The sequence below is a fragment of the Leptospira koniambonensis genome, from assembly GCF_004769555.1.
GTDB lineage: Bacteria > Spirochaetota > Leptospiria > Leptospirales > Leptospiraceae > Leptospira_B > Leptospira_B koniambonensis.
On record NZ_RQFY01000004.1, the window covers coordinates 1,529,738 to 1,556,712 of the forward strand.

The 26,975-nt window shown below is 39.9% G+C and carries 24 protein-coding genes; 16 read left to right on the forward strand and 8 right to left on the reverse strand.

All coding sequences use genetic code 11. The features are described 5' to 3' along the window. Positions 1–90: 90 nt before the first annotated feature. The 3 genes from EHQ52_RS11240 to EHQ52_RS11250 all read left to right on the forward strand — a co-directional run bounded on the left by EHQ52_RS11240 (position 91) and on the right by EHQ52_RS11250 (position 3,449). Entirely contained in the window at positions 91–1,800 is a 1,710-nt protein-coding gene (locus EHQ52_RS11240; RefSeq protein ID WP_135615715.1) for a 7TM-DISM domain-containing protein, read from the forward strand. Between the two features lie 109 nt (positions 1,801–1,909). Beyond that, complete coding sequence (locus EHQ52_RS11245) at positions 1,910–2,893, forward strand: cytochrome-c peroxidase (protein ID WP_135615244.1); 984 nt, start codon at positions 1,910–1,912, stop codon at positions 2,891–2,893. A gap of 346 nt (positions 2,894–3,239) precedes the next feature. Further along, positions 3,240–3,449, forward strand: a complete 210-nt coding sequence (locus tag EHQ52_RS11250; RefSeq protein WP_135615245.1) for a hypothetical protein — start codon at positions 3,240–3,242, stop codon at positions 3,447–3,449. A 19-nt stretch (positions 3,450–3,468) separates the two neighbouring features. Here the strand turns inward: EHQ52_RS11250 and EHQ52_RS11255 are convergent, their stop codons facing one another. After that, the gene (locus EHQ52_RS11255) at positions 3,469–4,752 is read right to left on the reverse strand and encodes a citrate/2-methylcitrate synthase (RefSeq protein ID WP_135615246.1); all 1,284 of its coding nucleotides are present in this window, start codon (positions 4,750–4,752) and stop codon (positions 3,469–3,471) included. 128 nt (positions 4,753–4,880) lie between these two features. Here EHQ52_RS11255 and EHQ52_RS11260 point away from each other — a divergent pair, with 128 nt between their 5' ends. From EHQ52_RS11260 to EHQ52_RS11295, 8 genes are all read left to right on the forward strand, one after another. Beyond that, positions 4,881–5,975, forward strand: a complete 1,095-nt coding sequence (locus EHQ52_RS11260) for an AraC family transcriptional regulator (RefSeq protein WP_135615247.1) — start codon at positions 4,881–4,883, stop codon at positions 5,973–5,975. Between the two features lie 77 nt (positions 5,976–6,052). After that, positions 6,053–7,015, forward strand: coding sequence for a M24 family metallopeptidase (locus EHQ52_RS11265; RefSeq protein ID WP_135615248.1), 963 nt, complete (start codon positions 6,053–6,055; stop codon positions 7,013–7,015). A 45-nt stretch (positions 7,016–7,060) separates the two neighbouring features. Continuing rightward, positions 7,061–7,897, forward strand: coding sequence for a metal-dependent hydrolase (locus tag EHQ52_RS11270; RefSeq protein ID WP_135615716.1), 837 nt, complete (start codon positions 7,061–7,063; stop codon positions 7,895–7,897). Positions 7,898–7,906: 9 nt separating this feature from the next. Beyond that, complete coding sequence (locus EHQ52_RS11275; protein WP_135615249.1) at positions 7,907–8,707, forward strand: SDR family NAD(P)-dependent oxidoreductase; 801 nt, start codon at positions 7,907–7,909, stop codon at positions 8,705–8,707. Between the two features lie 18 nt (positions 8,708–8,725). Further along, the gene (locus EHQ52_RS11280; RefSeq protein WP_135615250.1) at positions 8,726–9,670 is read left to right on the forward strand and encodes an alpha/beta fold hydrolase; all 945 of its coding nucleotides are present in this window, start codon (positions 8,726–8,728) and stop codon (positions 9,668–9,670) included. Positions 9,671–9,756: 86 nt separating this feature from the next. Further along, positions 9,757–10,311, forward strand: a complete 555-nt coding sequence (locus EHQ52_RS11285) for a C40 family peptidase (protein ID WP_135615251.1) — start codon at positions 9,757–9,759, stop codon at positions 10,309–10,311. Positions 10,312–10,378: 67 nt separating this feature from the next. Further along, entirely contained in the window at positions 10,379–11,038 is a 660-nt protein-coding gene (gene ddpX / locus EHQ52_RS11290; RefSeq protein ID WP_135615252.1) for a D-alanyl-D-alanine dipeptidase, read from the forward strand. Further along, positions 11,035–11,985, forward strand: coding sequence for a class I SAM-dependent methyltransferase (locus tag EHQ52_RS11295; protein ID WP_135615253.1), 951 nt, complete (start codon positions 11,035–11,037; stop codon positions 11,983–11,985). The genes ddpX and EHQ52_RS11295 overlap by 4 nt, the downstream gene beginning before the upstream one ends. A gap of 54 nt (positions 11,986–12,039) precedes the next feature. On the opposite strand, the gene EHQ52_RS11300 is transcribed toward EHQ52_RS11295, so the two are convergent. The 3 genes from EHQ52_RS11300 to EHQ52_RS11310 are packed head-to-tail and all read right to left on the reverse strand — an operon-like array spanning position 12,040 to position 14,812. Further along, a complete protein-coding gene (locus tag EHQ52_RS11300; protein ID WP_135615254.1) occupies positions 12,040–12,843 on the reverse strand; it encodes an SDR family oxidoreductase in 804 nt (267 codons plus the stop codon). Positions 12,844–12,885: 42 nt separating this feature from the next. After that, positions 12,886–13,743, reverse strand: coding sequence for an LA_0991 family prenyltransferase-like protein (locus tag EHQ52_RS11305; RefSeq protein WP_135615255.1), 858 nt, complete (start codon positions 13,741–13,743; stop codon positions 12,886–12,888). 49 nt (positions 13,744–13,792) lie between these two features. Next, positions 13,793–14,812 carry a mechanosensitive ion channel family protein gene (locus tag EHQ52_RS11310; protein WP_135615256.1) on the reverse strand — a complete coding sequence of 340 codons (1,020 nt, stop codon included), beginning with the start codon at positions 14,810–14,812 and terminating at the stop codon, positions 13,793–13,795. Positions 14,813–14,964: 152 nt separating this feature from the next. Between EHQ52_RS11310 and EHQ52_RS11315 the strand changes: the two genes are divergently transcribed. From EHQ52_RS11315 to EHQ52_RS11330, 4 genes are read left to right on the forward strand one after another with little or no spacing between them, the layout of a single operon-like run. Next, complete coding sequence (locus tag EHQ52_RS11315; protein WP_135615257.1) at positions 14,965–17,298, forward strand: adenylate/guanylate cyclase domain-containing protein; 2,334 nt, start codon at positions 14,965–14,967, stop codon at positions 17,296–17,298. A gap of 3 nt (positions 17,299–17,301) precedes the next feature. After that, positions 17,302–18,813 (forward strand): FecR family protein, encoded by a 1,512-nt coding sequence (locus tag EHQ52_RS11320; RefSeq protein WP_135615258.1) that lies wholly within the window; start codon positions 17,302–17,304, stop codon positions 18,811–18,813. Positions 18,814–18,822: 9 nt separating this feature from the next. Further along, positions 18,823–19,650 (forward strand): fibronectin type III domain-containing protein, encoded by an 828-nt coding sequence (locus EHQ52_RS11325; protein WP_135615259.1) that lies wholly within the window; start codon positions 18,823–18,825, stop codon positions 19,648–19,650. Between the two features lie 2 nt (positions 19,651–19,652). Continuing rightward, positions 19,653–20,258: a DUF1554 domain-containing protein gene (locus EHQ52_RS11330; protein WP_135615260.1), complete on the forward strand. Its 606-nt coding sequence runs from the start codon at positions 19,653–19,655 to the stop codon at positions 20,256–20,258. On the opposite strand, the gene EHQ52_RS11335 is transcribed toward EHQ52_RS11330, so the two are convergent. The 4 genes from EHQ52_RS11335 to EHQ52_RS11350 form a co-directional block, all read right to left on the reverse strand. After that, on the reverse strand, positions 20,255–20,929 hold the full coding sequence (locus EHQ52_RS11335) for a response regulator (RefSeq protein ID WP_008594648.1): 675 nt from the start codon (positions 20,927–20,929) through the stop codon (positions 20,255–20,257). The genes EHQ52_RS11330 and EHQ52_RS11335 overlap by 4 nt on opposite strands. Beyond that, a complete protein-coding gene (locus EHQ52_RS11340; protein WP_135615261.1) occupies positions 20,926–21,975 on the reverse strand; it encodes a sensor histidine kinase in 1,050 nt (349 codons plus the stop codon). The genes EHQ52_RS11335 and EHQ52_RS11340 overlap by 4 nt, the downstream gene beginning before the upstream one ends. Before the next feature lie 108 nt (positions 21,976–22,083). Next, positions 22,084–23,394 carry an LruC domain-containing protein gene (locus EHQ52_RS11345; RefSeq protein ID WP_425269394.1) on the reverse strand — a complete coding sequence of 437 codons (1,311 nt, stop codon included), beginning with the start codon at positions 23,392–23,394 and terminating at the stop codon, positions 22,084–22,086. A 128-nt stretch (positions 23,395–23,522) separates the two neighbouring features. Further along, the gene (locus tag EHQ52_RS11350; protein WP_135615263.1) at positions 23,523–25,046 is read right to left on the reverse strand and encodes an HDOD domain-containing protein; all 1,524 of its coding nucleotides are present in this window, start codon (positions 25,044–25,046) and stop codon (positions 23,523–23,525) included. A gap of 401 nt (positions 25,047–25,447) precedes the next feature. Between EHQ52_RS11350 and EHQ52_RS11355 the strand changes: the two genes are divergently transcribed. After that, positions 25,448–26,935, forward strand: a complete 1,488-nt coding sequence (locus EHQ52_RS11355; protein ID WP_135615264.1) for an aldehyde dehydrogenase family protein — start codon at positions 25,448–25,450, stop codon at positions 26,933–26,935. Positions 26,936–26,975: the final 40 nt, after the last annotated feature.

The following is a 26,975-nucleotide window of genomic DNA, read 5'->3' on the forward strand; positions in this document are numbered from 1 at the left end:
GCATTCCTTCTATGTGCCTTCTTCCTTTTAACCTCCTGTTCTACCAAAACTTCTGAAAAAACTCCTCTCCTATATAAAGGAAGTATAGACTTGAGTACAGTCAGTCCTTGGGGAGAAATATATCCTCTTAAAGGTGACTGGGAATTCAACTGGGGAAATTTATACTCACCTAATATAGGTTATGTGGCTAGTGGACAATATTTTCCTGTTCCAGGAATTTGGAGGGATTATTCTCCAGAATTTACATTACAAGGACATGGTTCTTATAGATTAAAGATCCATAAATCTCCAGAGCAAAAGAATCTTGCGATCTATATTCCAAGGATCCCAGGGATATACTCTGTATATTTTGGAAAAAGATTGGTCTTTGCAAATGGGATCAATGGAACTAGCAGATTTGATACAGAGTTTTTGACACATCCGAATGCACAGATCTATCTTTTGGATTCCTTGGATACTGAACTCATCGTAAATGTTTCGAATTATAGAGGAAATTTTTTAAAAGGTGGGATACGAAATCCATTCTTGATCGGGGATATGGACGCTTTAAAATCTAAAGTGATCCAGGAAACAATTTGGGAAACACTTTTAGTCGCGATTATTTTTTCAGTCGGTCTATATCATCTGATCTTCTTTGCATCTTATCGAAAAGATTTGGTGCCGTTATTTTTCTCATTATTTTGCTTTTTAGTAGCCTTCTATTCTTTCGTCACTTCAGGACTTCAATATATTCTTACACCTGAACTCACATTAGATTTGCGTATCAGAATGGAATATTTCTGCGAAGCTTGTTTGGTCCCTTCTGTATACATGATCCTGAGGACAATGTATCCTAAACAATTCGGAGCTAAATGGATAGCTAACTCAATGAGCACAATGCTTATTTTTGTCCTTTCTGTTTTTGTATTGGGAGAAGAAGAACTGATCGAAGTGTATTCTAAATTCATGTATTTTCCTCCGTTTTACAGCTTAGTTCTATTGGCAACATTAGGATATGCATGGTGGCAGAAAGAAGATAGAGCAAGAACCGTATTTCTTTCTGGGATCATACTTGCGATCTCTATGGTGAATGATGTGCTTTGGGGATTATATGAAGTTTACTTTCTCATTCCTTATAGTTTCCCGGCGGCGCTTGTAGGATTTATAGCATTCAATTCTTATATTATATCATTAAGATTTACTAAAGATCTGGAAAAGATGGAAGCCTTCGCAGAATTACAATCTAAGTATAATGAACAGCTTAGACTGAACGCAGAGGAAAAAGCAAAATATGCTACCTTAGTGGATCAATCTATGGATAAAGGATTTCATTCTCTGATCGATCAATTGGAATCCAAAGAAAGTTCAGACAAATCACTTTCTAAACTTAAAAACGAATTAAATCAAACTTTATCAGGCGTTAGAGATATTTTGGATCTGATGCACCATCAGGGCGGAAAAGAAGAATTAGTAGAAGATGAAATGAGAAAGTTCGTCTTGAAAAATCCGTTATTCTCTCATTCAGAGATCCAAACTGTTTCTCAATTTTTGAGAATAGACGAATGTCTCCAGGTCCAAAGGATCTTCTCCGACGCGGTAAAGATAGGCGCGAGAAGGTCCGGTGAATCTAAAATTTTCTGGGGAAAAGAAGGGGATTCTATATTACTCAGGTTACAGGCAACTGGAGTTGTAGAAACAAAAGAAGAACCTTCTTCTCATTTGGAAGCGGACCTAAAAGTGAGAGCCGAAAAGTTAGGAGCAAGATTTTTCCTACTAAGTGAGCCTGGAAAATTCGAATTCGAACTCAGATTGCATTCTTAGCAGAATTTTTCGAAAGAGAAATCGGATTCTTCAGAAAAAGAGTTGTCTCTAATCCTCATTCCTAGATTCTACACAGCATTAGAATGATTCTAATCTGTGGTGATGAAAAATGAAGAATACAAAAATACTTTGCTTGGGCTTAATTTTAGCCTTGGTCTCGGCATGTGGTCCATCCGAGAAAACAAAACAGCTTATGCAAGACGCGAAGACTTCCTTCGGAATTCTTCCGGAAAAAATGCCAGGTTCCGAAAAGGATACTCCGGCTAAGATTGCTTTAGGCGAAAAACTCTATTTCGAAAAACGTCTTTCTATCAACGATTCACAGTCTTGTAGTTCCTGCCACGGAACTCTTGGCAAAACCGCTGGAGTGGACAATCTTCCTACTTCTCCAGGCGCACTTGGGAAAAATGGAGATCGGAATTCTCCTACATCTCTGAACGCAGGATTCCATTTCGTTCAATTCTGGGACGGAAGAGCGGCTGACCTAAAGGCTCAGGCAAAAGGTCCGATCTTAAACCCAGTGGAAATGGCTATGCCTTCTGAAGCTGCAGTGGAGAAAAAACTGTCTGAAATCGCTGAATACGTGGATCTGTTTGCAAAAGCATTCCCGGATCAGGATAAAAAGATCACTTATGACAATTTGGCAGAGGCCATTGCTGCGTTCGAAAGAACTCTGATCACCAGAGACCGTTTTGACGAGTTCCAAGCTGGAAATCATAGAGCTTTAACTTCTGATGAGCAGAAGGGATTGGAAACTTTCTTAAGCGCTGGATGTATCCAATGCCATAACGGGCCTTTATTGGGTGGAAACAGCTTCCGTAAACTAGGACAGGTGAATCCTTACGAAAATACAACCGATGTTGGAAGATCTGCAGTGAGTAAGAATGATGCTGAAAAGTATTTCTTCAAAGTTCCGTCTCTTAGAAATATAGCTTTAACTGCTCCTTATTTCCACGACGGAAAGGTAGCAACCCTGCCAGAAGCGGTGAAAAAAATGGCATATTTGCAGCTTGGAAAAGAGCTTTCCACCGAAGAGGTAGATTCTATAGTATCTTTCCTGAAGGCATTATCGGATAAAAATCGGTCTAATTAATTAGATCTTAGATCAAACGAACTTACAGAATTGAAACCTATTCAGACCGGCTCCGCAAGGAGACGGTTTTTTTTTTGCCTTTGGACTTTGGAGTCGCGGAGCTAGGAAGAGGCAGCAGGGAGAAATCTCACGCAGAGACGCAAAGTCGCAGAGAGTGGATTCAGGGGAGATTTATAAGAAGATAAAAACCCATGTAGGAGCTCCAACATTGTATTTAAACTATATTGCCGAATAAACCTAAAAAACCCTCCGCGGCTCTGCGCCTCTGCGTGCCATTAAATCTCAGCGTCTCCTCGCTTGACAAAAGAAATTTCAGCTATAAGATCAATCGCCTTCCGGGTGTTATATGAGAAGTTTCTGTGCTTGTTTACTTCTTCTTTTCCAATGTTCTTATTTGGATAATGATCAAAAAATGAAGAAGGAATCGAGAGAGGATGATCTCACTCGCGACGCTTACTTAGCGGTATGTGCAAAGTTAGAAGATCCAGGTAGTCCGCAAAACCTGAGTGCAATCATTTGCGCAGTTTTAGTATGCGATCAGTTTGATTGCAACTGAGGTTTTTAAATGTAGAAGATTATCTTTCTAAGATCTGTCTGTACTTTCTGTGAGTCTCGCCTGTAAAGATCTGACGTGGACGAACCTTATGAGAAGCGTTCACACCAGTTCTTTGTTCTCTCCAGTGAGCCAACCAGCCAGGAAGTTTACCGATGGCCTGCATTGCAGTGAAAAGTTCTTTAGGAATTCCTAAACTATGGAATAGGATCGCGCTATAGAACTCAAGGTTCGGATACAGATTTTTTTCCAGATAGAATGGATCTTTGCTTACGTAATCATCTACTTGTAGAGCGATTTCTGCAATTGGATCTAATTTCTTTTGTTTATAAAAATCTAAGAATAATTTTTGAGCGATTGTAGAACGTTTACTTTTCACCTTGTATGCGTCGTGGCCGAAACATGTGGAGTGAAGTTGGAATTCCCCTTTTTTCAATCTTTCGAAAAACTCAGGAACTGAAAGTTTAGATTTGATAATATCTTCAATTAACTCTACTGCAGCAATCTGTCTTCCACCTTCTCTGGAGCCCCAAAGTGCGTTGATCGCAGAAGATACAGAAGCGAATATATTTGCTTGAGTGGAACCGATCAACTGAACAGTAGTGTTCGAAACATTCTGCTCATGATCTGCGTATAAGATCCAAAGTTGGTTTAAGATCCTATCATGCTCTTCAGAAGGTTGGTATTTAACCGACGGAATAGAGAAAAGCATATATAAGAAATTTGTACAGTATGGATGACGATCCACTGGATAAACGAAAGGCTGCCCGATCATCTTCTTATAAGAGAATGCAGCGATTGTTCTGATCTTTGCGAGAAGCCTCGCTGCTTGGTCAATCCCTCGATCCAAATATTCTTCGTATTCGTCTTGGTAATAACTGGATAAAGAAGAAACCATTACGGAAAGAACTGCAAGTGGGTGAGCTCTTCCTGGGAATCCATCGAATAGATTGATCATATCTTCATGGATCAAACTATGTTTGGAAAGTTTCATAGAGAATTCTTTCAGTTGCTTTTCATTCGGAAGATCTCCATAAATCAGCAAGTAACTTGTCTCTACAAATGTGGAATAATGCACTAATTCTGCGACGTCATAACCTCTGTATTGTAAGTCTCCAGTAAGAGCGTCCCTTCTGGAAATTTTACTCTGGGCATATGCCGTATTAAAAAAACCGGGATCGTAAGAAGTCAGTCCCGTCTTAGTATGCAAATCTCTAATATCGATTCCTTTATTCCCGTCAGTTCCTGTGATTACTGGAAGACGGTGGACCTGGTCTCCGAATTTTAACTCTACGAAATCGCTCATACCGATAGGAAACAGGGGAAGGGCAGAAGAGTCAAACCTTCCTTCGGCGCTGCCTGCAATTTTCCCTTTCGGCTGGACAAAACTTCTCCCTTAGATTTACTCTCCCGAAGTTTCGAAGGAATTTTGTTTTGGAGTATCTGCCCGGTTTTTTTCTTCATTTTTGGATCCAATTTGGAACCGCACTTTGCCTACTTCTCGCGGCGATGGAGCTCGCTAAAAAAAGGGAAAATGCGATGCCGGGTGGGATCTTCTATCTAGCTATCATTCTCGCCTTGGTAGAGAGTCGATTGGGCCTAGGTCTGGTGCCTTGGGCCGCTGATCATATCTGGTTCTGGCCTGCATTCTTCCCTGCGGTCTGGGCAGTGGGACCGATGTTACTTTTGGTCTCTAAAAATATGGTCCAATTCGCTTTGGATAGAGAGATCCAGATCGGAAAACATTTTATCCCGGCCGTTCTACTTTTACTCGGGGAATTAATTGCTTATATAATTCTACCTGCAGAAGAGATCAGAGAATATATCCGAAATGCGATGTTCGGTTCCAAGGTGGATATTTTAACTGGAGTCACGATCTTCGGTTCCATCCACCAAACTGTTTATTCCATTTTTCTTTGGGTGCTATTCAGAAAGGCATCTAAGGAAACTGAGATCCCACTTTCTTCTCTAGTGTATACAATCCTGTTTGTAGTTTTCACTACGATCCAACTTTGTTGGTTCGGATATTTTTTGAAGAATCAGTTTTTATTGGCAGCGGGTTCTAGTTTCCAGACTTTGGGGATCGTTCTTGTATTTTTATTCTCCTCAAGATATCCGAATTTTTTCATTTCTTTGAAGTCGGAGATCCAACAGAAAAGATACGAAAGAACCCAACTGAATGGATTGGATCTGGACCAACTTCATACTCGTATCAAAGAGTTAGTAGAGGGAGATAAAATTTACAAAGAAGAAAGTCTGAAAATCCAGGACTTCGCCGAAAAACTATTGGTATCTCCTCACCAACTTTCCCGCATTTTAAACGAAACTTACGGCAAAAACTTCAATGAATTCTTGAATTCATTTAGGGTAGAAGAGGCCAAAACTCTTCTATTAGAGGACCTGGAACGAACTGTTCTTTCCATCGCATACGATGTCGGATTTAATACTAAGTCCACATTTAATGCACAGTTTCTGAAAATCACAGGAATGACTCCTCTAGAATGGAGAAAAAAGGGTAGCAAACTATAAGTTCGGACGATTGTTTTTCGCATATCGGTTAGGATAAAACCTTCCTATCGGATTCCGCAAGGAAGGAGAAGAGACCGATGTCCCGAGAAACATATCCTAAAGAAGAACTAGAATCCTACCGCAAAGTGCAAGCCTTGGCTTACGAAGCGGTGGAATCCGTACGCAAGGAATTATACCCAGGGATCACCGAAAAAGAAGCAGCTCGCAAAATTGACGATTATATCCGAAACGCAGGCGGCACTTCCTTCTTTCATTATGGCTTCGCATGGTTCGGAGATAGGACAGCATTTAGAGGATTCAAACGTCCACTCTCTCTCAACTATTTAAGAAAGGGAGAAGGTTTACTCCCACACTTCGGAGGAAAGTTCCAACCTTCTAACCGTAGATTAGAAGAAGGTATGGCTGTGATTTTAGACGTAGCTCCTACGTTTGCAGGAAGAGCGGCAGATGTTGGTTACGCGTTTTCGTTCGGAAAAAATCCGGAACACGACAAGGCGCTCGCAAATTTAGAAGAATACAGAGAATTAATTTTAAGAAGAGTTTTAGAAGAAAGAACCTTATCCGAAATTTATTTGGAAGTAGATGCAAGGATACGTGCATCCGGATACGTTAACTGTCATTCCATTTATCCTCAGGGAGTTTTGGGTCATAAGGTAGGAAGACTCCCAGCTTATAATTTTCCAGGTGGAAGAGTGAATGGATTTCCATTCCAAACATTCGCATACTTATTCCCTCAAATGATAAAAGATCTGATCCCTGGAGTCTCTGGACATTCTCCATTATGGGGAGAAGCTTCCGATTTCAGAGCAGAACCAGGACTATGGGCAGTAGAACCTCATATTGGTAAGATATATTCTGGTTCAAAGGAATCAGAATCCTTCGGAGCAAAATGGGAAGAGATCCTAGTAGTTACAGATTCCACTGCTTATTGGTTGGATGAGGAACTCCCTCATGTTCGTCTTTGGAAGGAAAAGAAAAAATCTAAGTCCTCCAAGCCGTCCGCAAGTGCTAAAAAGCAGAAAGAAAAAGTCCCGGCTTAGTTAAACACATTCAATAATTTTAATAATTAATTTAGAAGGCTTATGATGAGCAGCGAAATATTACAGGATAAGGATTTTCATTTTTATCCTGTCAGAAAACCTAAATTCGAATTTAGCGAAAACGGTACAAGTAAACATTGGATGGACGGTTCTGCATATAAAACCCATATTCTGAATACCTGGACCTTATTCTTTCCGGATGGAGAAAGATTTTTTATCAGAAGTATCCAGAAATTCCTGCCAAATATAAAAGATCCAAGAGTTCTTAGAAACGCTAAGGCGTTTATGGGCCAAGAAGCCCAGCATGCGGGAGAACACAAAAAAACCTGGAAAATCCTAGAAGACCAGGGCTTTAAGATCAAGGCATTCACTGATTTCGTGAATTCATTCTTCGTGAATTTTGTGGAAAAAATATTATCAGCTAAGTCTTGTTTGGCGGCAACTGCAGGTGCAGAACATTATACTTCTCTTGTAGCTACTATCGGTCTGCAAATCAAGGCCTTAGACCAAGCAGAATCAGAAATGAAACGTCTTTGGGAATGGCATGCCGCAGAAGAGATAGAACATAAATCTGCGGCTTATGATGTATTCTTAGATATCAGCGGAAATTATTTCAGAAGAATGATCACTTTCCTTGGAGTAACCATCGTATTCTGGGCGGCAACATTCATAGGAGCTGAAATTCTACTTTGGCAAGAAGGACTAACTTTTAAATGGAAAACTAGAAAAGATGCTTTCCGTTTTATCTTTATAGACGAAAAGGTCTTCTTCCATGCGACGGGTGCATTCTTCAGATACTTCCGTCCTGGATTTCATCCGGAACAAGAAGATAATCTTGAATTGAGCAGGATGATCTTCGAATCTCCAGAGCATAAATATTAAGGAAATTGCATGAGCAGACTAAGCGAGAAAAACATTTTAATCACCGGAGCAAGCGGTGGTTTCGGTAAAGAATTAACCAAACAACTCTTAAAGAAAGGCGCCAATCTTGTGCTTACTGATATGAAAGCACCTGAAACCAAGGCAGAATTCTATTTAGAAAATTCTAAACCAGTTCCAGGCAAAATACTTGGAAGTTTTGCAGCGGACTTAAGTAACGAATCAGGTTGCGAAAAAGCTTATAAAGAAGCGATCAAGATCCAACCTAAGATTGATATTCTTGTTAATAACGCAGGTTTAGCATTCGGTGGAAGATTACTGGATGTTCCAATGGACAAATGGAAATTGATTTTGGATGTAAACCTATACGCTCCAATTTATCTTTCTCGTTTATTCTTGCCTGCAATGTTAGAAAGAAAATACGGACAGATCGTAAATTTATCTTCTTGCGCAGGGATTACAGCTCCAGGTGAGTTAGTATATTATTCTGTTTCCAAATTCGGGATCAGAGCCTTGGGAGAAGCATTGGATTCAGGTTATAGACACCAAGGAATATATACAACTAACGTATATCCTTTCTTCGCGAACACAAACATACTACATTCTCAACAATTCGGAACAGATAAACCTAAAGTAGTTCCTTCTTTGATCGTAGACAGTCCTCAGATGGTGGTTAGAGCCATAGTAAGAGGGATTGAAAAAAGAAAGATGCATGTATTCCCAGGATTCACTGCGAAATTATTGCGCTTCCTGACAAGACTGTCTCCTGGTTTCTTAAGAGGAATGGAAAGACTGGGACAAAAATTTTCTTAAACGAGAAGAGGCGAAAATATGGCGGCTACCCAACTGGAAAACGGAGTGAAAAAAGAAAAGACAGAAGTTTTTAAAGAAACCTTTGTCCATAACGGCGATGTTTCTTTGTATGTGAAGTATAATCATACAGCGAAAGAAAGGCCTAACAGACCCACAGTCTTATTCGTTCACGGATATCCTGACGATCATAGGGTCTGGTCCTACCAGATGGAATCCTTAAAAGAGGATTATAATGTGGCCGCTTTGGATTTAAGAGGCTCCGGAAAATCAGATAAGCCTAAAAAACAAAAGGCATATAATGTTCGTAGAATATTCGAAGATCTTGAATCAGTGATCCGGTTTGTAGGAAATGATAAGCCTGTACATCTTGTTGCTCATGATTGGGGATCTCTCATCAGTTGGGCATTCGTTGCGGACGAACAAAAATCAGTTTGGGCAAAATCTTATACAGCTATGGGCGGACCTCATCCTGTGCTTGGGCGCAGGAGTGCTTTTCAAATGGCTCTATCTGGAAATCCGATCTCCTTCTACAAAGCACTTTCTCAGCTCAAAAGATCTTGGTACATTCTATATTTCCAAATTCCTTTTCTGCCGGAATGGATCTGGAGAACTTTTAGCAAATTTTTCTGGAAGTATACAATGAATACAGGAGGAGTTCCTAAGAATGATACTCTTAGAAATAAATCCAAAGAAGAGATTGTTGCTACAACAGTTTCCAATGTGAATTTGTATAGAGAATTGCTTCGAGGGGAGAAGTATCCGGAACCGAAACATATCAAAGCTCCTGTCCAGGTTCTAATACCACTTAAAGATTTTGCGATCCGACCGGAGTTATACAGACTTCATGAAAGGATCTGCGATTCTTATAAAGAATATACATATGATAGCAATCATTGGATTCAAAGAACAATGCCAGACATGGTAAGTGAGAAGATCAGGGAGTTTGTTTGGGAAATCGGCTGAAAAAAGTAGTTTAGGCCCGAGGTCGGCGCTATCTGAACTGACCTAAAAAAAAGAAACCGATTCCGTTTTAAAAGGGTCAGATAAACATGATCTTGAACGGAATCCAAAAAATTCTAGTTTTATGGAAAGAGAAAGTTCTCCCAAACTCGGGAGCGCTTTCTTTTTTGATCATACCTTTTTTCGCACTGGTGCTCGTTGCAGACCAAGCAAAGTCCTTATCCGATAAAGAAGTTCATAAGTATTTTTATGAAACTTGGAAATTAGAGATCAATCCCAAAGATAATTTGGAATTGTTTAAAGAAACCCAACGTTGGATCGGAATCCCTCATAGAGACAACGGAAAAGATAGGTCTGGGATAGATTGCTCCAGTCTCTCAGCAAAGTTGGTGCAAAAAGCATATTCCAAAACAATTGCAGGATCTTCTGAAAGTATTTCCAAACAGGTCAAAAGGATCTCTGAATCCGATCTGCAAGAGGGAGATTTAGTATTTTTTAATATATATGGCGAGAAGATCAGTCATATGGGAGTTTATCTCAAAGATAGGAAGTTTGTACATGCTTCCGTTGTGAAAGGTGTAACAATTAATTCTTTGGACGAAAACTACTATAAGACCAGGTTTGTGTCCGCTGGAAGATTATGATCGGCTATTGAAGCCGGTCACTTAGTATTGATTGACACAGAGCTTAAAGGCAGAAATAAACTCTTGCATGAGAGTTCGCAGTATCGGTCCAATCTTAATTCTGCTTAGCTTCTTCTATTGCCAAAAACCTCCAATCCCGAAATTAGAAGAAAGCCCACCTCCTTTAAAGATCGAAAATGGATTAGTAAACGTAAAAGATATAGATCCAAGTATCGAGATTGATTTACGTTATTCTACTTCCGAAAATTTTACAGGCTCCGTTATCTATCCTTTTCATACCTGTTTACTCAGAAAAGAAACAGCAGAAAAATTAAAAGCTGCCAACTCCGACTTTCAAACTTTCGGATACAGGATTAAAATTTGGGACGGGTATCGGCCCCCTTATGCACAAAAGATTTTATGGGAGAAGGTCCCAAATCCAAGATATGTTGGAAATCCTAACACAGGAGGCTCGGTTCATAATCGAGGCGGGGCAGTAGATCTTACACTTATAGATTCGGAAGGAAATGAATTGGAAATGCCGAGTGCTTATGACGAATTCACATACAAAGCTTCTCCTTTTCGTAAAGACCTTACGCCAACCGTTTCTGAAAATTTGAAGATCTTGGTTGGAATTCTAACAAAGCACGGATTCAAACAGATCAGTTCTGAATGGTGGCATTATAATGATGGGGATGCAAAAGTTTATCCCTTAATAGAGGTGGATCCGAAACTTTGGGAGAAATGAAACATTTAGAAATGTTCTCCAATCGCCTGGCCAGGATGTCCAAACACTGGAAAAAATGGGCGAGAAGAAGGGGGATTACTTGCTTTAGGATTTATGATCGCGACATTCCCCAGGTCCCGATCGTAATAGATCTATACGAAAATTTTTGCCTGGTCTCTGAATACTTAAATTCTTATCCGATGTCCGACGAAGAAAGAGAATCGGAAAGAAATACAATCCGAAACTTTATAATCGAAATCCTTCAACTTTCTCCAGAAAATTTATTTTGGAAAACGAGAGAACGTAAGAAAGGAAATCTACAATACGAGAAATTGGATACCCAAGAGAAATCCATTGAAGCAAATGAAGGTGGATTGAAGTTTAAAGTAAATTTAAGTGATTATTTAGATTCAGGTCTTTTTTTGGATCACCGGACTACTCGAGATCTTTTTAGAAAAGAAGCCTCTGGGAAGAATGTTCTAAATTTATATTCCTATACCGGGGCTTTCTCTGTTTATGCAGCTGACGGTGGCGCAGAAAAAATTACGAGCGTGGACCTTTCTCAGAAATACTTGGACTGGTCTAAGGAAAATTTCGAACTAAACGGATTCTCTTACGAAGAGCATGAGTTTATTCGAGAAGATATTACAGAGTGGCTAAAGAGAGAAAGGACAAACTCTAACAGAATACTGTATGATCTTATTATAGTAGATCCTCCTACATTTTCTAACAGCAAGAAGATGAAGGATATTTTTGATGTGCAAAGAGATTATTCTTTCCTGCTAAATTCTATCTTTAGAGATTTTTCTGCGCCAGGTGCGGTTCTCTTTTTCTCTACAAATTTTAGAAAATTCAAGTTAGAAGCTGATGATATCCTTTGGGAAGATATCCAAGATATTACTAAACAAACTCATCCGGAAGATTTTCGAAATGAGAAGATCCGATTTGTTTGGAAAATGAGAAAGTGATTGGGCCACTCCCACTAAGGAGCGGCCTTGCGTCTTGTAGGAATTCCTACAATTTCAGGTAACTGCAGTCTTAGATAAGAACTTCGCGAAAAACTTAGGGAAATAATGTCTTAAGAATAGACCGAATTTCTCTTTTCCGCCTGCAATGATCACTTGTAGATCTTCGTTCTCGATCGCATCCAGAATTTTGCGAGCACATTCATCCGCGTCGATCCCGTTCTCGATCACTTTGTCCATTTTCTTTTGAGGAGATCCATCTCCTTTAAGTGCGTTATGCGAAATATTGGTCTTCACAAAACCAGGATAAACTAATGTGACTTTCAAATTTTCTTTTGTATTTTCTGCTCTAAGAGCTTCATAAAAGCCGGTTAATGCAAATTTGGTAGAAGAATATCCAGTTCTTAATGGAACTCCGATAAGTCCTGCAACACTCGCAATTGTGGAAACCCAACCTTGTTTCCTTTCTCTCATATGAGGAAGTACTGCAAGAGTTAAAGCAATATTACCGAAGTAGTTTACCTTCATCAAAGTTTCATAAGTATCAAGAGAAGTTTCGTGAGCCATAGAACGTTGGCTGATCCCACCGTTATTGATGAGAACATCAATTTTTCCGAAAGTTTTGATCACTTGTGCGGGAACTTTTCCTAACTTTTTATAATCTTCTAGATCCAAAGGAAGGATCATGCTGTTTGAATCTGTTAGTCCGTTTTCTTTACGAACTCTTTTGAGTTCTTTTTCTCTTCTGGAAGAAAGAACTAATGTTGCTCCTCTTCTTGCGGCTTCTTTTACTAAAGACTCGCCGATCCCAGAAGAAGCTCCGGTAATCCATACAACTTTGTCTTTGAAAAATTCTCCCATGTTTTTATCTCCGATATTAAATTTCTTAGGTGGCATTAGGATCTAGAAGGAATTTAAAAACCAAGGACATAGTCCTAAGATAAAAACTCCCTCTCCGAGGATCCTATACTTTTGAGAATCTTGGAATTTATCCGCGTAACGCAGGATTCCTCCCGGAACTGCACAGATCAGAGCGATCACCAAAGAGGCCGAAACCGAGGTGCCCGGCGCCCATTTCCGTATTCCGCCGGCCAATACTAAGGCAGCCAGAAATCCGAGCAAGGACAATCGTAATACCCACTCCTTAGCAAGTTTAGGAGAAAGAACTCCTAATAGATAAACTTGGCCTTCTTTGGCGTCTAACTCTGCTTCCATGAGAGAGTTCATGACCAAATTTAGAACGGTGCCTAAAAAGAATAAGAAAAGAAGAAGGGGAACTGTCCAAGAACGAAATCCTACAACCAATAGAGGGCCGAACCAAACTCCTAATGTATAGATCAATGCAACAGAGAATTCTTTTCCGAAACGTATCTTTCCCCATCTAGCAATTCCTAAATGAAGAGTAGCTAAGGCCGCTAATAGTACTCCGCCGAGTAAAACGATCTCTCTTAATAATAAGAATGCAAGCACTGCGGAAATGATTGCCGCAAGTGTGCAGAGTATTGTCAAAACTTTGGAATGATCGTAGTGGAATTTGTGACGTGGGTTGATGGAATCTTCTCCTACCTTCTTTCCATCCAATAAATGGTCCAAGGTGTAGATGACCCAAACGCTTAGGGGAAGAAGAAACCACCAAACTGTTTTCATCTTGGCGCCTGTCACTACTGCGGCCAAGGCACCGGAACCTAAAACGCCAAGGCATACATCCAAGCTAAGGACGTGAGCGTAAAACCAAAGTTTGTTTTCTAAAACGTTTCGCATACGATCTCTATTACGACTGATTTCCGCGAATAGATTAGTTTGATTCGAATTATTTTACTGCTTTCGCGGATATGTTATCGATTCCTTCTGATCTAAATTGAGAATGCAAGGATTTTATGAATATGGATTTAATTTGTCCTGAGTCATCTATGTTTTTTAAAGGAAGGTGAACCACCAAATCGATATTAGATTGTCCGAAAGAAACATAACGAAACGAAATTTTGGATTCGTTATAACCACTTTTTCCATAAATTTGAGTTAAGGAAAAATTTGCTGCCTGAACAAGGATAGATTCTAATATCTCTATATTTCCTTCTTTAGGAATACTGATCTCTAATTCAGTCCAAAGTCCTGTGTTTGTAAGACTATAATTTGTATAAGTAGTCTTGGACATCTTCGCGTTCGGGATGATGATCGTACTTCCATTTCTTTTTTTGAGAGAAGTGGTTCTCCAGTTGATATCTTCTACCAAACCTTCTTCCCCTGTTTCCAAAGAAATATAATCTCCTACGGAGACTTTTTTACCTAGTAAAACTCCAAGTCCTGCAAACAAATTGGAAAGAGTTTCTTGCAAACCTAATGCGAATGCAAGACCACCAACTCCTAATGCAGTCAAAGCAGGAGTAACGGAGATGCCTAAAGTTTGTAATGCAACCAAACCTCCAGTGAGTAAGATCAAAATTCTAACTATATTATTTAATATAGATGCGGAGGGAAGAAGGCCTTCTGTCTTTGAAGAATATAAAGTAAAAGCTCCGGAACCAACTCTTGCAAAGGAAAATGTGAATACCAAGATCCCGAATACTTTTAGATAGAGAGAAATTTTTTCATCCGATGCTGCATCTAATTTTAAGAATCTAAGAGCGGTATATAATCCAAAAATAAAAAAGGAAAATCTAACGAATGAGAGAAGTGCTGTGTAAAGAGGATGGTTCGTGTCTAACTTATCTTTTGTGAGAGTTTTTGCGAGCCTGGGAACTATGAAGCCGCCGAAAAGATAACCCAAAAGAATTCCGGAAATAACCGAAATTACTCCTAACAACCAATTAGAACCTAAAATTGAGTCCATCCAAATCATTCTCCTAGATTAAGAGGAAGTATTTTCTAGAAAAGAAAAAATGGAAGTGCCGAATTATGTGGCAAACCGAGGGCAAATCTAAAGGAAGATAAAATTGGATTTTGTAATGACAAACTAGAGAGATTTCAGAGACTCCTATCCCCATGCAAGAGGGAGTCGGAAAAAATCAAATTTTAGAAGTTCCTCTGACGGACACTATGTCCGCATACTCCAGACAATTTCCGGAAGAAGGTGTAAATCTTTCCGAATGGATGGACGAGATCCATACTAGAGGGATCCAAGAGGTAGTTTTTTGGGGAACTAAATCAGAAGCAAGCGGTTGGAAAAATAGCCAGGTATTCAAGGATCTGGTAAAAAAACTCCAAGAAGATAAGATACGTCTTTCTACGATGGACGGAGCAAGGTTTCGCTCTTCTCCGGACTCCGCACGAAAATTAGATCGTTTTCTTAGATCTCATTTGGGTTCTGTACTTGTTTGTTATTCCGAAAATGAATCCAATGAATTTGTAAAATTGATGCAGGAGATCCTTTCCGGCAAAAAGGAAGAACCTGCTAAAGTATATACACCATATTCTCCTAATATTACTTCAGATAAACCTAAAAAGGAAAAAGAAGAGCCTCCTAAAAATCATGGAGAAGATTTTAAAGCATCTAGGATCACGATCCGGGTTAAACTTCTAGCGATCGTTTCTGCGATTGTAGTAGTGAGTATGGGACTTGTGATCGGACTCGCCACAAGCCTTTTTAGAAATTATACTGTATCACTTATCCAAGAATATAACTTGAGTTTGGCGAGATTGACGGGGCTTCAAGTAGGTCTTAGGATCAAAGAACTTTCTACCAAATCATCTGAATTTTCGGATAAATGGAATATTCGTCCGTCCAAAGGTTCTGATTCTAAAAAGATCACGGCTCCTTCCCATATTGCCGGCTACTTCTCCACTCATCCTAAAATTCTTGCCTGGGGAAAATACGAACAGGGAGAATCAGTACTAGTCTTTAATCCAAGGTTCCTACGAGATCTTAGGAAAGAAGAAGATGAGATCCGCGGTTTATGGGCTTCCATTCCCAGAGAAGAAAAAGAAAAATTTTTCGCTTCCGAATTCGAATCAACTCGCTTGGAAAATATCAGCTCTAAGTTCGGAATTCCTACTGTACTTTTTATAGAGAAGGATACCACAGGAAAAGGCCTTGGCTTCTTCTTAATTTCTCCTCAAGACCTTTGGGAGGCAGCCAGGTCTGCTTTACAAACTGAGCTATTTGCGATCTGGGTAGTAGATTCCAGAGGAAGATTAATCGCTCATACAGAAGAATCAGAAACTGTTTCTGCAAAAGATTATTCTAAAAACCCTTTGGTGCAATTTTTATTAAGAAGTCCCGCAGACAATGGATCCCAAACTTCTATCTTTGAAGGAAAAGAAACACTCGGATCTTTTCAACAATTAGAAGATGGAAACCTTGCGGTAGTATCTTCCATCGAAGCCGACAAGGCATTCGAGGCAGTGTATAAGATTAGAAGGCAGAACTTTTATATCCTGATCTCAATCTTGAGCATTGCGTTCTTAGTAGTATTCTTATTCTCCAGAACATTAACTGTTCCGCTCATTAATCTATTGAGCGCCACAAGACAGATCGAAAGAGGAAATTATAGAGTAGGGATTAAACCTGTAACCAGAGATGAGGTTGGAGTTCTAACAAATTCATTTCTTAAGATGGCTCACGGATTAGAAGAAAGAGAGAAGATCAAAGATACTTTCGGAAAATTCGTAAACAAGGAGATCGCAGAGCGCGCGCTTGCAGGAGACATGCCTTTGGGTGGGGTTACCAAAGATGTAACAGTATTCTTCTCCGATTTAAGAAACTTCACTGGAATGTCCGAAAAATTAAAACCAAGTGAAGTGGTTGATTTCTTAAACGCATACTTCACCGAAATGGTGGAATGTATTTATCTCACAGAAGGGATCGTAGATAAATTCATCGGAGATGCGATCATGGCTCACTGGGGGGCATTGTATACGGATGAAAATGATGCGAGAAATGCGATCAACTCCGCACTTCTGATGAGAAGTGCCTTATTCGAATTCAATCGTATTGGAAACGAGATCGGAAGGCCTCTCGCAAGATTCGGATGTGGGATCAATACAGGACCAGTTGTAGTAGGTCAGATCGGTTCCGAAAAAAAACTGGAGTTCACAGTTATCGGAGACGCAGTCAATCTTGCTTCTCGTATAGAATATTTAACCAAAGAATTCGGAACAGATATACTTGTTTCGGAAACATCTTATGAAAAAGTAAAAGATCATTATAAGTTTGAAGAACTTCCTCCTGTTTGGATCCGAGGAAAAGAAAAACCTCAGCAACTCTATGCGGTTTTAGGTTGGTTAGATGATCCTGACTGTCCAAAAAATTTGCAGGAACTCCGCAAGATCTGTGGAATACCAGAACCAGATTCTCCTTCCAAGGCTATCGCGGGCTAAGATATGGATTGGAGAATATACAAAAGAGAATGGCAAGTGGGTATCGGTTGTTTTGTCGTACTCTTTCTATCTTTGTCTCTTCTATATTTTGAATCCAAATCAAACGGAGGAGTCGGAAAAGAGATCATGGGAACCGTCTCCTTTCGATACAAAACAGCTCAAAGAAAATTTCCTGACAGAATGTTATGGGAAGATCTGGACCAAGGAATGCCTGTATATGATAGAGATTCTATCCGAACAGACGAGGCATCTGAAGCAGTAGTATTTTTAAAATCAGGCACTCGTATAGAATTAGATCCCCAGTCCATGGTGGTTCTCCAATTAAAAGAGAATAAAGAAAATTTAGATCTGAACGAAGGGAACATACTCGTAGAGAGTGGAAAAAAAGTTCTCTCCGTAATCGCTGGGACAGTAGGATTAGAAGCCGAACTAGGTTCTAAATTTCAAGTCACCAGAAATGAGAACGGAACAAGGGTAGATGTAGAAAGAGGACAGGTAGAATGGTCCGAAGACGGAAACGTCAAACAAACATTAGGTGAAAAAGAAAGTTCTCTAAACGGAAATAAGCTGAATCAAAATTGGGGTCTTGTGAGCCCGGAAGATTCTCATAGATATTTTCCTGCTGAATTAGAACAGACAGTTGAATTTCGTTGGGAAGGGGGAGAAGAAGGTATATTAGAAATTTCTCCTAGACGAGACTTCTCCGTTTATATCTCCAAAAGACCTTCTAAAGATTCTTATTATAAACAAAAATTCCCGGAAGGAATCTATTATTGGAGGATTAATTCCAAGGATGGTAAGAAACTATCAGAAGTTCGAAAGTTCAGAGTTCTTCCCAACTTTCCTGTAGAATTACATTATCCTAAAAAAGATCTTACTCAAGAAGATAGGACTGTCGCCTTCTCTTGGGCAAAACAAAAGATAGCTAGCGGTTATAAATTGCAGATCTCCACTGATCCAAATTTTGGGTCCATTTCAGAGACTCAGGTATTCCGCACGAATTTTTCGCTCACATTGGATCCAGGGACATATTATTGGAGAATACAATCGTACACGAATCTTCCAGGAACAGAAACATTCTCAGAAGTGCGTAAAGTTTCTATCTCTCTTCCTGTGATCCAGGTTGCGGATACAAAACAAGAGAATGCTGCGGCTCCAGAAACGCAGGCAAGTTCGGATCTTTCCGTAGATTTCCCGAAAAACGGCACTTTGGTGGACATGACAGGCAAAGAAAGTATCTCTTTCCGTTGGAAATTCTCCGCCAAACAGAAGCAAAGCGAATGGAAATTTCGTCTCTTTTATAAGAGAGGCTCAGGCGACGAGCTAATCTATGAAAAAAAGACAAAAGGTGATAGGTTGGTGTTCAAAGACTTGGAAAAACTGGATGTAGGAACATTCAGGTGGACCATAGAATCGGATGCGGACCCTAATCTAAGATCAGAAGCGGATTTTAAAATATTGCTTAGGGAAGAATTGGAAGCCCCGGAAACAAAATCCAGCGGCGCCCGCCCTTAAGGAGAAGGCATGTTCTTGTTCCGCGGAAAAACTTTCGCTATAGTATTTCAGTTTATTCTAATATTCTTTTCCGTATCCTCAGGTGTATTCGCTGAGAAAAAAAGTTTCGTATATTATATAGAATGGAAAGAAGTAAAAGGAAGCCGCGGTTATGTGGTAGAAGTCCGAAAAACAGAACCTCCTCAAGAATTATTTTTAGAAAAGAAGGTCTCCGAGAATGAGATCGAATTTTCCTTAGAAGCAGGAACTTACGAATATCGAATCGCTGCATTAAATAGATTCGGAAAACCTTCTTCTTATACACCTTGGACTAACTTTAAGGTTGAGCAGGACCGTCCTAAGGCGGTCGCCTTGGCAGAAAAAGAAGAGGCGAGTAAAGGAGCCAAAACTTCTAAATTCATTTGGATACCCGGAACAGGATATTATTCCAAAGGAGAACGTTGGAAGTCCTACAGTATCTGGGCTTGGTTCGGAGCTCTTGCCTATCTAGGAAATTCTGAAAGAGAGTCAGGGAATATTCTCGCCTCTAAACCGTTAAACGATCCGATGAATATTGCGGTCTTAAGTTTAAATCTACCTTCTTCATTAACTCTTTATCTTTGGCAGGCGAGAGAGAATGATAAAAAAGAATATGAAATGCACCAAAACAATCAGGCTCTTATCGGTGGAGTCGCGATCCTAAGTGTTGCACTCTCTCTTTGGCTGGAAAATAAACTTCCCCAAGGTGATACCGTTCAGTTCAAAGTGAGTCCAGATAGAGGCGGAAATCTAAATACTTTTGCAAATACCGGATTTTCTCAGAATAGATGGGAAGTCCAATATACAAGGAGCTTTTGATCATGGCTCTTCGAATTTATTCTTTGGTCCTTCTTCTTTGCGGGCTTTTTAGTTCCGCTTGTTCCAAACCGTTTCCAGGCGGAGATGAGATCATTCTCTTGGGACTTCTGGGAAAAACACGTTATCTGTTCGTTACTACTTCTACCAATACGGGAGCTTTAGGAGGAGTTTCAGGTGCAGATTTGATTTGCCAAAACGCTAAAGCTGCAGAGGTTCCTAGCTTACCAGGATCCGCTTTGGAATACGTTGCATTGATTGCGGCTTCTTCCAGAGTTCCGGGAGGTGCAGGTTGGCCTCTTCTTCCAAATACGAATTATTATGCGATGGATCCTGGAGAGACTTTGATCTTTCATACAAACAGCTCCGGAATTCCTGTGGATCCTATGAATAGTGCCACTGGAATTCCTGGATCTGGAGACTATTGGACAGGCGTCAGTATGACTTTCGGAGTAGGGGACACCTGTCTTAATTGGGGAAATGGAACAGGCGGGGAATTCGGTGAATATGGATCTCCAGGAGATCCAAGTGCAGTGTCTCCTGGAGGTTTTAATCAAAGCTTCTCGGATGGATGCGATCTGCTTAAAAGTTTACTCTGCGTTAGAAATTAACTTTCTACAATACCAGCTCGGATCGCGTAGACTACCAGGTCTGCCACCTTATGTAAGTCCAACTTTTTCATGATGTTTGCTCTATGCACCTTTACTGTTGCAGGAGATATATGAAGAAGTTTTCCTATTTTCTCGTTGGAATTTCCTTCGGAGATCAATTTTAAGATCTGTCTTTCTCTGTCGGAAAGTACTGAGAATACAGATGGACCTTCTTCTTGAAGTTCACCGGTTTTTTTGCGGCCTATTCCTGAAAGAACTCGAGTTGCAATTCTTGGGCTTAAGTAAGTTTCTTTTCTGCGTACCGCATCTATTGCTCTAAGTAGATCCTCTCCAGCATCGTCCTTAAGAACATAACCATTGATACCAAGATCCACTAATTTTTGGATATACTCTTCGTTATCATGTCTGGATAGAATGATGACCTGAACTTTTGGATAATATCTTTTGACTCCCTTTACGAGGTCAATACCACTCACTCCCGGCATGGAAATGTCTGTGATCAGAATATCAGGTTCTAATTTGCCGATCTCATCTAGCGCCTGTTCGGCGTTCCCGTTTTCTCCGATGATTTCTAGATCGTTTTGTCCGGAAATGATCAGTCTAAGACCTTCTCTTAAGATTGCGTGGTCGTCTACAAGATAGAGTTTGCAAACGGAGGGTTGGGCGTTCATACTTTCTCCTTGGAACGTTTTTTTAACGGTATCCTAAGCACATAATGAGTGCCTTTATTAGGTTCCGTTTCTAAAAAAAGAGTACCGTTCAGGTCCTCTGTTCTTCTCCGAATATTTTCCAATCCGTTTCCGGTAGATTTTATTCTAGCTTCTTTTTCTTTAAATCCTTTTCCGTTATCTTTTGCAGAAACTACCAAAGTATCTTTTTCGGAAAAGATCTTTAACTCCACTTTATTTGCTTGGGAATGTTTCAGAATATTCGCACAAATTTCCTGTAATATTCTGAAAACTTGGTTCTGTATTTCCTGAGGAATTTTTTCGGGAACTCTAAACTCAGATTTTACTTTAATTTTCTGTATCGGAAAAATTTGGTTCGCTAGAGAGCTTAATGCAGCTTCCAGCCCAAGTTCTTTTAAGGAAGAAGGTTGCAAATTTGTGTAAATTTCGCGGAGTTCTTGGCTAGCTCGATCGATAAGCCCGAGGCCGGAGCCGAAAGATTCAGGATGTTCCTTCTCTGATTTTTGGTAAGCCTGGAAATGTAATTTTGCTGCTAGGATAAGTTGTCCCACTCCATCATGAAGTTCTCTTGCAAGTCTGGATCTTTCCTCTTCTTGGGAAGCGAGTACTTGTGTGTGAAGAGTTGCGATCTTCTTCTCTAACTTTTTGTTCTCAGTAATATCTTTTAATATCATACCCAGGCTGTCTTTGAATTTAAAGATAGAATATCCGTAAGACTTCTTTCCTTTTTTGAATTCCTGGTTTTGTAATTTCGTTTTGAGAGCCTTGTGAAGATTTTCTCTTAGGTTAGCTTCTTCTTTTGAATCTAATCTTAATAGATTGAATAGGTTTTTGCCCGCTGGATTCGCAAATCTAAGTCTGAATTCTTTTTTAAAGGATGCATTTGCGAATCGGACATTATTGTTTTCGTCCAAGGCTACGATAGGGGAGATCTCCTCTACCAAGGATAGGAATTTAGAGGCCTGCTCCTTACCGGAGTATGAGCCTGATTGTTTGGTATCTTTTCGTTTGAGGAGTCCTGAAGCCACTTAAAGTTCAGGATATAGTCCGGCTTATGGCTCGAAAAGAAAAAAACCCCTCCCCTCGGCCGAATGAGGGAAGGGGGAGGTTGCTTTTACTCTTTCAGGAGTCCCAAATTAGGGCGTAGCCGGAAACACTTCCGAAGTATTCGGAGTTCGGAACCAATCAGTATTAGTGGTTCCAAGAGATTCATACCAAGTTTTGAAAGTAGGATAGGAGTTACGTATGTCAGTCGCTTCGTAAGGCCATTGGAAATTGCCTGGTACAAGAAGCACCCAAGGGAATCCGGTAGCATCTCTATAGATGTCCTTACCTTCTGCATCGAAATACTTACCTGCAGCATGTATATCTTTACCAGTGTTCACCACTCTGATGAATGTATCATAAGGAGCAGGTCCAAGCACCAGTTTAGAAATTGGAGCAGAAAGTATTACTTCTAATTTTGCAGTTTTACCTTTTACGAAAACAGTATCTGTTTTAGATGCGTTTGATTTAGAAATTGTAGTAGAGCTATTTCCTAAAATTTCAAGATCAGCGATCGATGTTGGAGTTCCACTTAAGTTTTCTTCCAAAGTGGTTCCATCGGCAGCGTAACGCAGAAGTGAATAGCTTGTTACACTTGCTCCAGGCAATCCAAAACGAAGAGTGTGATTATATCCGGCACCCTTCGCAACATGAGTGAAATAGCCTCTCACTCGTACTACTTCTCCGAATTTGTTTAGATCTTCTTCAAAATAAGAACGGATCACATAGTCGTTAAAGTCCGCATCTCCCTGTTTAGGAAATAAGTCCTCGTACGAAGTTGTGTAATAATCTTCCGCAGGAACACGGATAGAACTGACTCTTGTAGGATCATTCGGGAATACATCTTCAAAATCCTGAACACCATCTCCATCAGTATCTATGATCTGCTGACCGGTCGCTGTAAAACTAATAGAGATCCTACGGTCCACCTTACTAACGGTTACGATAGAAATATCTGCTTCATAAAATTTACCATAAGCCTCTACAGTTAGATGAACAGTTTTAGTATCACCGTCGATTGTAAAACTACCGGTAACTTCTCCGCTTGGATTTGTATAAGCTTTGAAAACAGATTTATTACTAGCTGCACCAGGTGTGGCAGAAGGTACAGTAACCTGCACCATAGAACCGTTCACCGGAGCAACAGGATCTATTACTTGAACGTTTACTGTGATTGTACGAGTAGTATCGAATACGAAATCAACAGGAGCAGTCTCGTCATTGATATCAATCCCGAAATCAGTAGGACCAGAAGGAGCCTCCACCGCAGTGGACCCTGCTACAAGACTCATCAACCAGGCGTAATTAGGATCGCTGGAAGAAGTGCAGGACGCGAAAGAGATACTGAGAGAGGCCAAAAAGCATATTAGGATTTTTTTTGTCATAGATGCACCCATACGGATGTCATGATTATGCTTATATCCCCCCAATAAGCAATACACCCGAAGGTTTAGATTACTAGAACCTTCGGCTAATACTATTTTTGGTACTTTGTTCGAAAGAAATCTCTAATTGCCGGAGTACGGGCGAATTAGACAGTAGCTTGGAAACTTTCTAAAGCTTTGGTCCGGAAAGAATGGAAATCGCCGGAAGAGAAAAATTTACAATGTTTCAGAACTTCTTCAGGGATCTCGGAGAACTTAGCTTCTTCGTTATTGATCTTGATCATCATATCTCCCAGGTAAATAGGGAAAATGATCTCCTTATATTGTTCGTCCGCCAATTGAGGTCTATGATGGTATTCCATGGTTTTAGAATATAATTCAGGGAAATTCCATTTTTCAGCGATCAATGCACCGATTTTAGTATGAGTAATACCGAATGCAGCTTCTTCCATAGAAAGAGAAGAAGCGATCTCTTTAGACGCAGAATAATTTTGGATCTTGCCCATACGTTCTTGTTCTAAGGATAGAAGAATGATCTCTCCTATATCATGAAGAAGCGCCGCTGACATTAGATTACTCATTGCATCCTTAGGCATAGTTAACCTTTGAGCGATCAATTTGCAGTAGTATGCGCATTGATTGGATTTTTCCCAAATAGTCAAGAATGCAGGGAATTTGTTCTCCAGGATCTGTTTGGTTCCGAGAGAATATAATAAAACCTGTAACTCTTTCAAGCCGATGAGCTGGATTGCTCTATCCAAAGATTCTACTTTGTTTCCTCTACGGAAAGCAGCAGAGTTTGATAATTTCAGAATGTTTGCAGAAAGAGCTACGTCCTTCTTCACCATCTCAGCGATCTGGCCGATGCTTGAATTCGGCTTATCTATCGCCAACTGGATGTCTTGGATCGCTTTAGGGAATGTAGGAAGTTGGTCTACTTCTTTGATGATCTCTTCTGCTTTTTGGATCTGAACATTTTCTTTTTGGATTCGAATAGGAATATCGATAATGACGGAAGTATTATTGCCTTGGCTTTCTACCTTATAGGAACTCGCGCCTAGACCATCGTTTTTCAACATCATAAGGGTCATGATCAGTCCAAGGCCCGCGCCTTCAGTCTCATCCCCTTTTTCTAAAAATGCTTCTGCAAGATCGTTGTAGGTTTTTGCTTTTTCGATCCTTTCGTTGATACGATCCACTTCTTCCGGACTTAGTTTTACATTATTCATTACTCGGATACGGATGGCGTCCTTATTGTGAATGAAAGAAACTAAGACTACGTAATTGTTTTTAAAGAGAAGATCTTCATACTTCTCCTTATTATCCAGATAAGTTTGTTTAAAACCTGTGATCTTACTACGATACACACTTGGATTTTGGATATCTGCTTGGAGTTCTCTAAAATAGATACGTTTGATATTTGCTTTGATAGTGTTAGTGATGGTTTCTTTCATCGCTGCGAGAACAGAATCTCTTACGAATATGATATCTAAATGTAAAAGATAACGATCCAATGTTTTAGATAGAATGCTATCCACACTTTCAGTAAGATTGAAAAATTTAAAATGAAACGGGATGTTTTCCGAAATAGGATGATTCAGGTCCTTCAGATTGCTGAATATACCTTGGTCTTTGTGATGGAAAAGTTCTAGGGTTTTCCCTTGGCTCATATCATGTAACTCTGAAAAACGTTAGTGGTCTCTGTCAAGAATTAGCGAACTTATAGATGAAAAATAAGATTCTGCTAAGCGAATTATACGGATCAAACTTATAAAAAATAACCGATAGAAACATTTATCTTTCAATTCTTGTCAGAAATAAATTTCCAAAAACGTCAATAGAAAATAATCCTTTTGGACTAATCTATCACTTGTTCAGGTAGGAAAAATTTTATCATAACAGGTAGAATATAAAGCGATTAGGGTCCAGGCGGGGTGTATTTTCTTTGAAAGTTAATGAATGATCATTCAATAAAAAGGTTGCATCAAAATCCTGAATTTGATGAAATTATACCTTGGTTCTCTACCAGTCCGGATCAACCGGAAGAATGTTAGAACTTAGGAGACCCCTCATGTCCAGCACAGCTACACAACCGGCGAGCTCAGTCTCTCCCGCTTCCAGCGGAACGGCTTCTTTTCCTGCTGCGAACCCTAAGGAGATGCAAAGAGTATTCGATGTCCAAAAACGTCATTTTCATAAGGTTCTGAAAGTATCCAAAGCCAAGGATCGAATCGTATTATTGAAAAAATTACTGGCGGCAGTAGAAAGACTGACCCCAGAAATCAAACAGGCTTTACAAAACGATTTTAGAAAAGCTCCTCACGAGACGGATCTGACTGAAGTTATGCCTTCTATCGCGGAACTAAAAGACGCGATCAGACACGTAAAAACTTGGATGAAACCGGAAAGAGTGAAAACTCCGATTTCTCTTTTTGGTGCAAGAAGTTCCATTTCATTCGAGCCTAAGGGAGTGACTCTGATCATTTCTCCTTGGAACTATCCATTTTATCTTGCGATTGCTCCTTTAACTGCAGCTCTTGCAGCAGGAAACACTGCGATCATCAAACCTTCTGAGTTCACACCTGAAACTTCTAAATTACTTACTAGACTGGTAAAAGAAACCTTCCAAGAGGGAGAAGTTGCAGTATTTGAAGGAGATCATACAGTTTCTACTGCTCTAATGGAATTACCATTCGATCATATCTTCTTCACTGGAAGTACGCATGTTGGAAAGATCGTAATGGCAGCTGCTGCAAAAAATCTTTCTACAGTTACCTTAGAGTTGGGAGGAAAATCTCCTGCTATCATCGTACCTGGAGCAAACTTGAAAAAGGCAGCTCAGAAATTGGTATGGGGAAAGATCATGAACGCGGGACAAACCTGTGTTGCACCTGACTATCTACTTCTACCAGAAGGAGAAACTGAAGAATTCGTAAAACAAGCGAAGGCTGCAGTAAAATCTTTCTATGGAGAAAGTTCTGCAGATATCAAAAATAACAAAGACTTCTGCCGTTTAGTAAACCAAAGAAACTTCCAAAGGGTTTCCGGATACATCCATGAAGCAGTTGAAAAAGGTGGAAAAGTAGTAATGGGAGGAGAAACAGATTCTTCTCAAAACTATATTGAGCCTACTTTAATCGCGAATGTTCCAGCAAATGCAAGGATCATGGAAGATGAGATCTTTGGACCAGTTCTTCCTATCCTAACATACAAAAACTTGGACGAAGCAGTAGAAAAGGTTCTTTCTAAACCAAAACCACTCGCACTATATGTGTTCGGAAGTAATAACAAACATATCAACAAAGTTCTTAAGGAAACATCTTCCGGAGGAGCTGCGGTGAATGACGTTATCGTACATTTGGCGAATCCGAATCTACCATTCGGAGGGATCAATCACTCTGGACATGGAAGCTACCATGGCTGGTATGGATTCAGAACATTCTCTCATGAGAAATCTGTATTCAAACAAGCTCCTTTCTCCTCGATTGAAATGTTATATCCACCTTACACAGGTTTTGTGGATAAAATGCTTCAGTTCACTAAGAAGTTCTTCGTATAAAAAAATCTTCTTCTTTCTTCGATTTGAAAGCCCTCTTCGG

Bases quoted from the DNA above. Each gene is read 5' to 3' on its own strand.
- EHQ52_RS11245 (WP_135615244.1), top strand. From the start codon at position 1,910: ATGAAGAATACAAAAATACTTTGCTTGGGCTTAATTTTAGCCTTGGTC.
- EHQ52_RS11250 (WP_135615245.1), top strand. From the start codon at position 3,240: ATGAGAAGTTTCTGTGCTTGTTTACTTCTTCTTTTCCAATGTTCTTAT.
- EHQ52_RS11255 (WP_135615246.1), bottom strand. From the start codon at position 4,752: ATGAGCGATTTCGTAGAGTTAAAATTCGGAGACCAGGTCCACCGTCTT.
- EHQ52_RS11265 (WP_135615248.1), top strand. From the start codon at position 6,053: ATGTCCCGAGAAACATATCCTAAAGAAGAACTAGAATCCTACCGCAAA.
- EHQ52_RS11270 (WP_135615716.1), top strand. From the start codon at position 7,061: ATGAGCAGCGAAATATTACAGGATAAGGATTTTCATTTTTATCCTGTC.
- EHQ52_RS11275 (WP_135615249.1), top strand. From the start codon at position 7,907: ATGAGCAGACTAAGCGAGAAAAACATTTTAATCACCGGAGCAAGCGGT.
- EHQ52_RS11280 (WP_135615250.1), top strand. From the start codon at position 8,726: ATGGCGGCTACCCAACTGGAAAACGGAGTGAAAAAAGAAAAGACAGAA.
- EHQ52_RS11285 (WP_135615251.1), top strand. From the start codon at position 9,757: ATGATCTTGAACGGAATCCAAAAAATTCTAGTTTTATGGAAAGAGAAA.
- ddpX (WP_135615252.1), top strand. From the start codon at position 10,379: ATGAGAGTTCGCAGTATCGGTCCAATCTTAATTCTGCTTAGCTTCTTC.
- EHQ52_RS11295 (WP_135615253.1), top strand. From the start codon at position 11,035: ATGAAACATTTAGAAATGTTCTCCAATCGCCTGGCCAGGATGTCCAAA.
- EHQ52_RS11300 (WP_135615254.1), bottom strand. From the start codon at position 12,843: ATGGGAGAATTTTTCAAAGACAAAGTTGTATGGATTACCGGAGCTTCT.
- EHQ52_RS11305 (WP_135615255.1), bottom strand. From the start codon at position 13,743: ATGCGAAACGTTTTAGAAAACAAACTTTGGTTTTACGCTCACGTCCTT.
- EHQ52_RS11310 (WP_135615256.1), bottom strand. From the start codon at position 14,812: ATGGACTCAATTTTAGGTTCTAATTGGTTGTTAGGAGTAATTTCGGTT.
- EHQ52_RS11315 (WP_135615257.1), top strand. From the start codon at position 14,965: ATGCAAGAGGGAGTCGGAAAAAATCAAATTTTAGAAGTTCCTCTGACG.
- EHQ52_RS11320 (WP_135615258.1), top strand. From the start codon at position 17,302: ATGGATTGGAGAATATACAAAAGAGAATGGCAAGTGGGTATCGGTTGT.
- EHQ52_RS11325 (WP_135615259.1), top strand. From the start codon at position 18,823: ATGTTCTTGTTCCGCGGAAAAACTTTCGCTATAGTATTTCAGTTTATT.
- EHQ52_RS11330 (WP_135615260.1), top strand. From the start codon at position 19,653: ATGGCTCTTCGAATTTATTCTTTGGTCCTTCTTCTTTGCGGGCTTTTT.
- EHQ52_RS11335 (WP_008594648.1), bottom strand. From the start codon at position 20,929: ATGAACGCCCAACCCTCCGTTTGCAAACTCTATCTTGTAGACGACCAC.
- EHQ52_RS11350 (WP_135615263.1), bottom strand. From the start codon at position 25,046: ATGAGCCAAGGGAAAACCCTAGAACTTTTCCATCACAAAGACCAAGGT.
- EHQ52_RS11355 (WP_135615264.1), top strand. From the start codon at position 25,448: ATGTCCAGCACAGCTACACAACCGGCGAGCTCAGTCTCTCCCGCTTCC.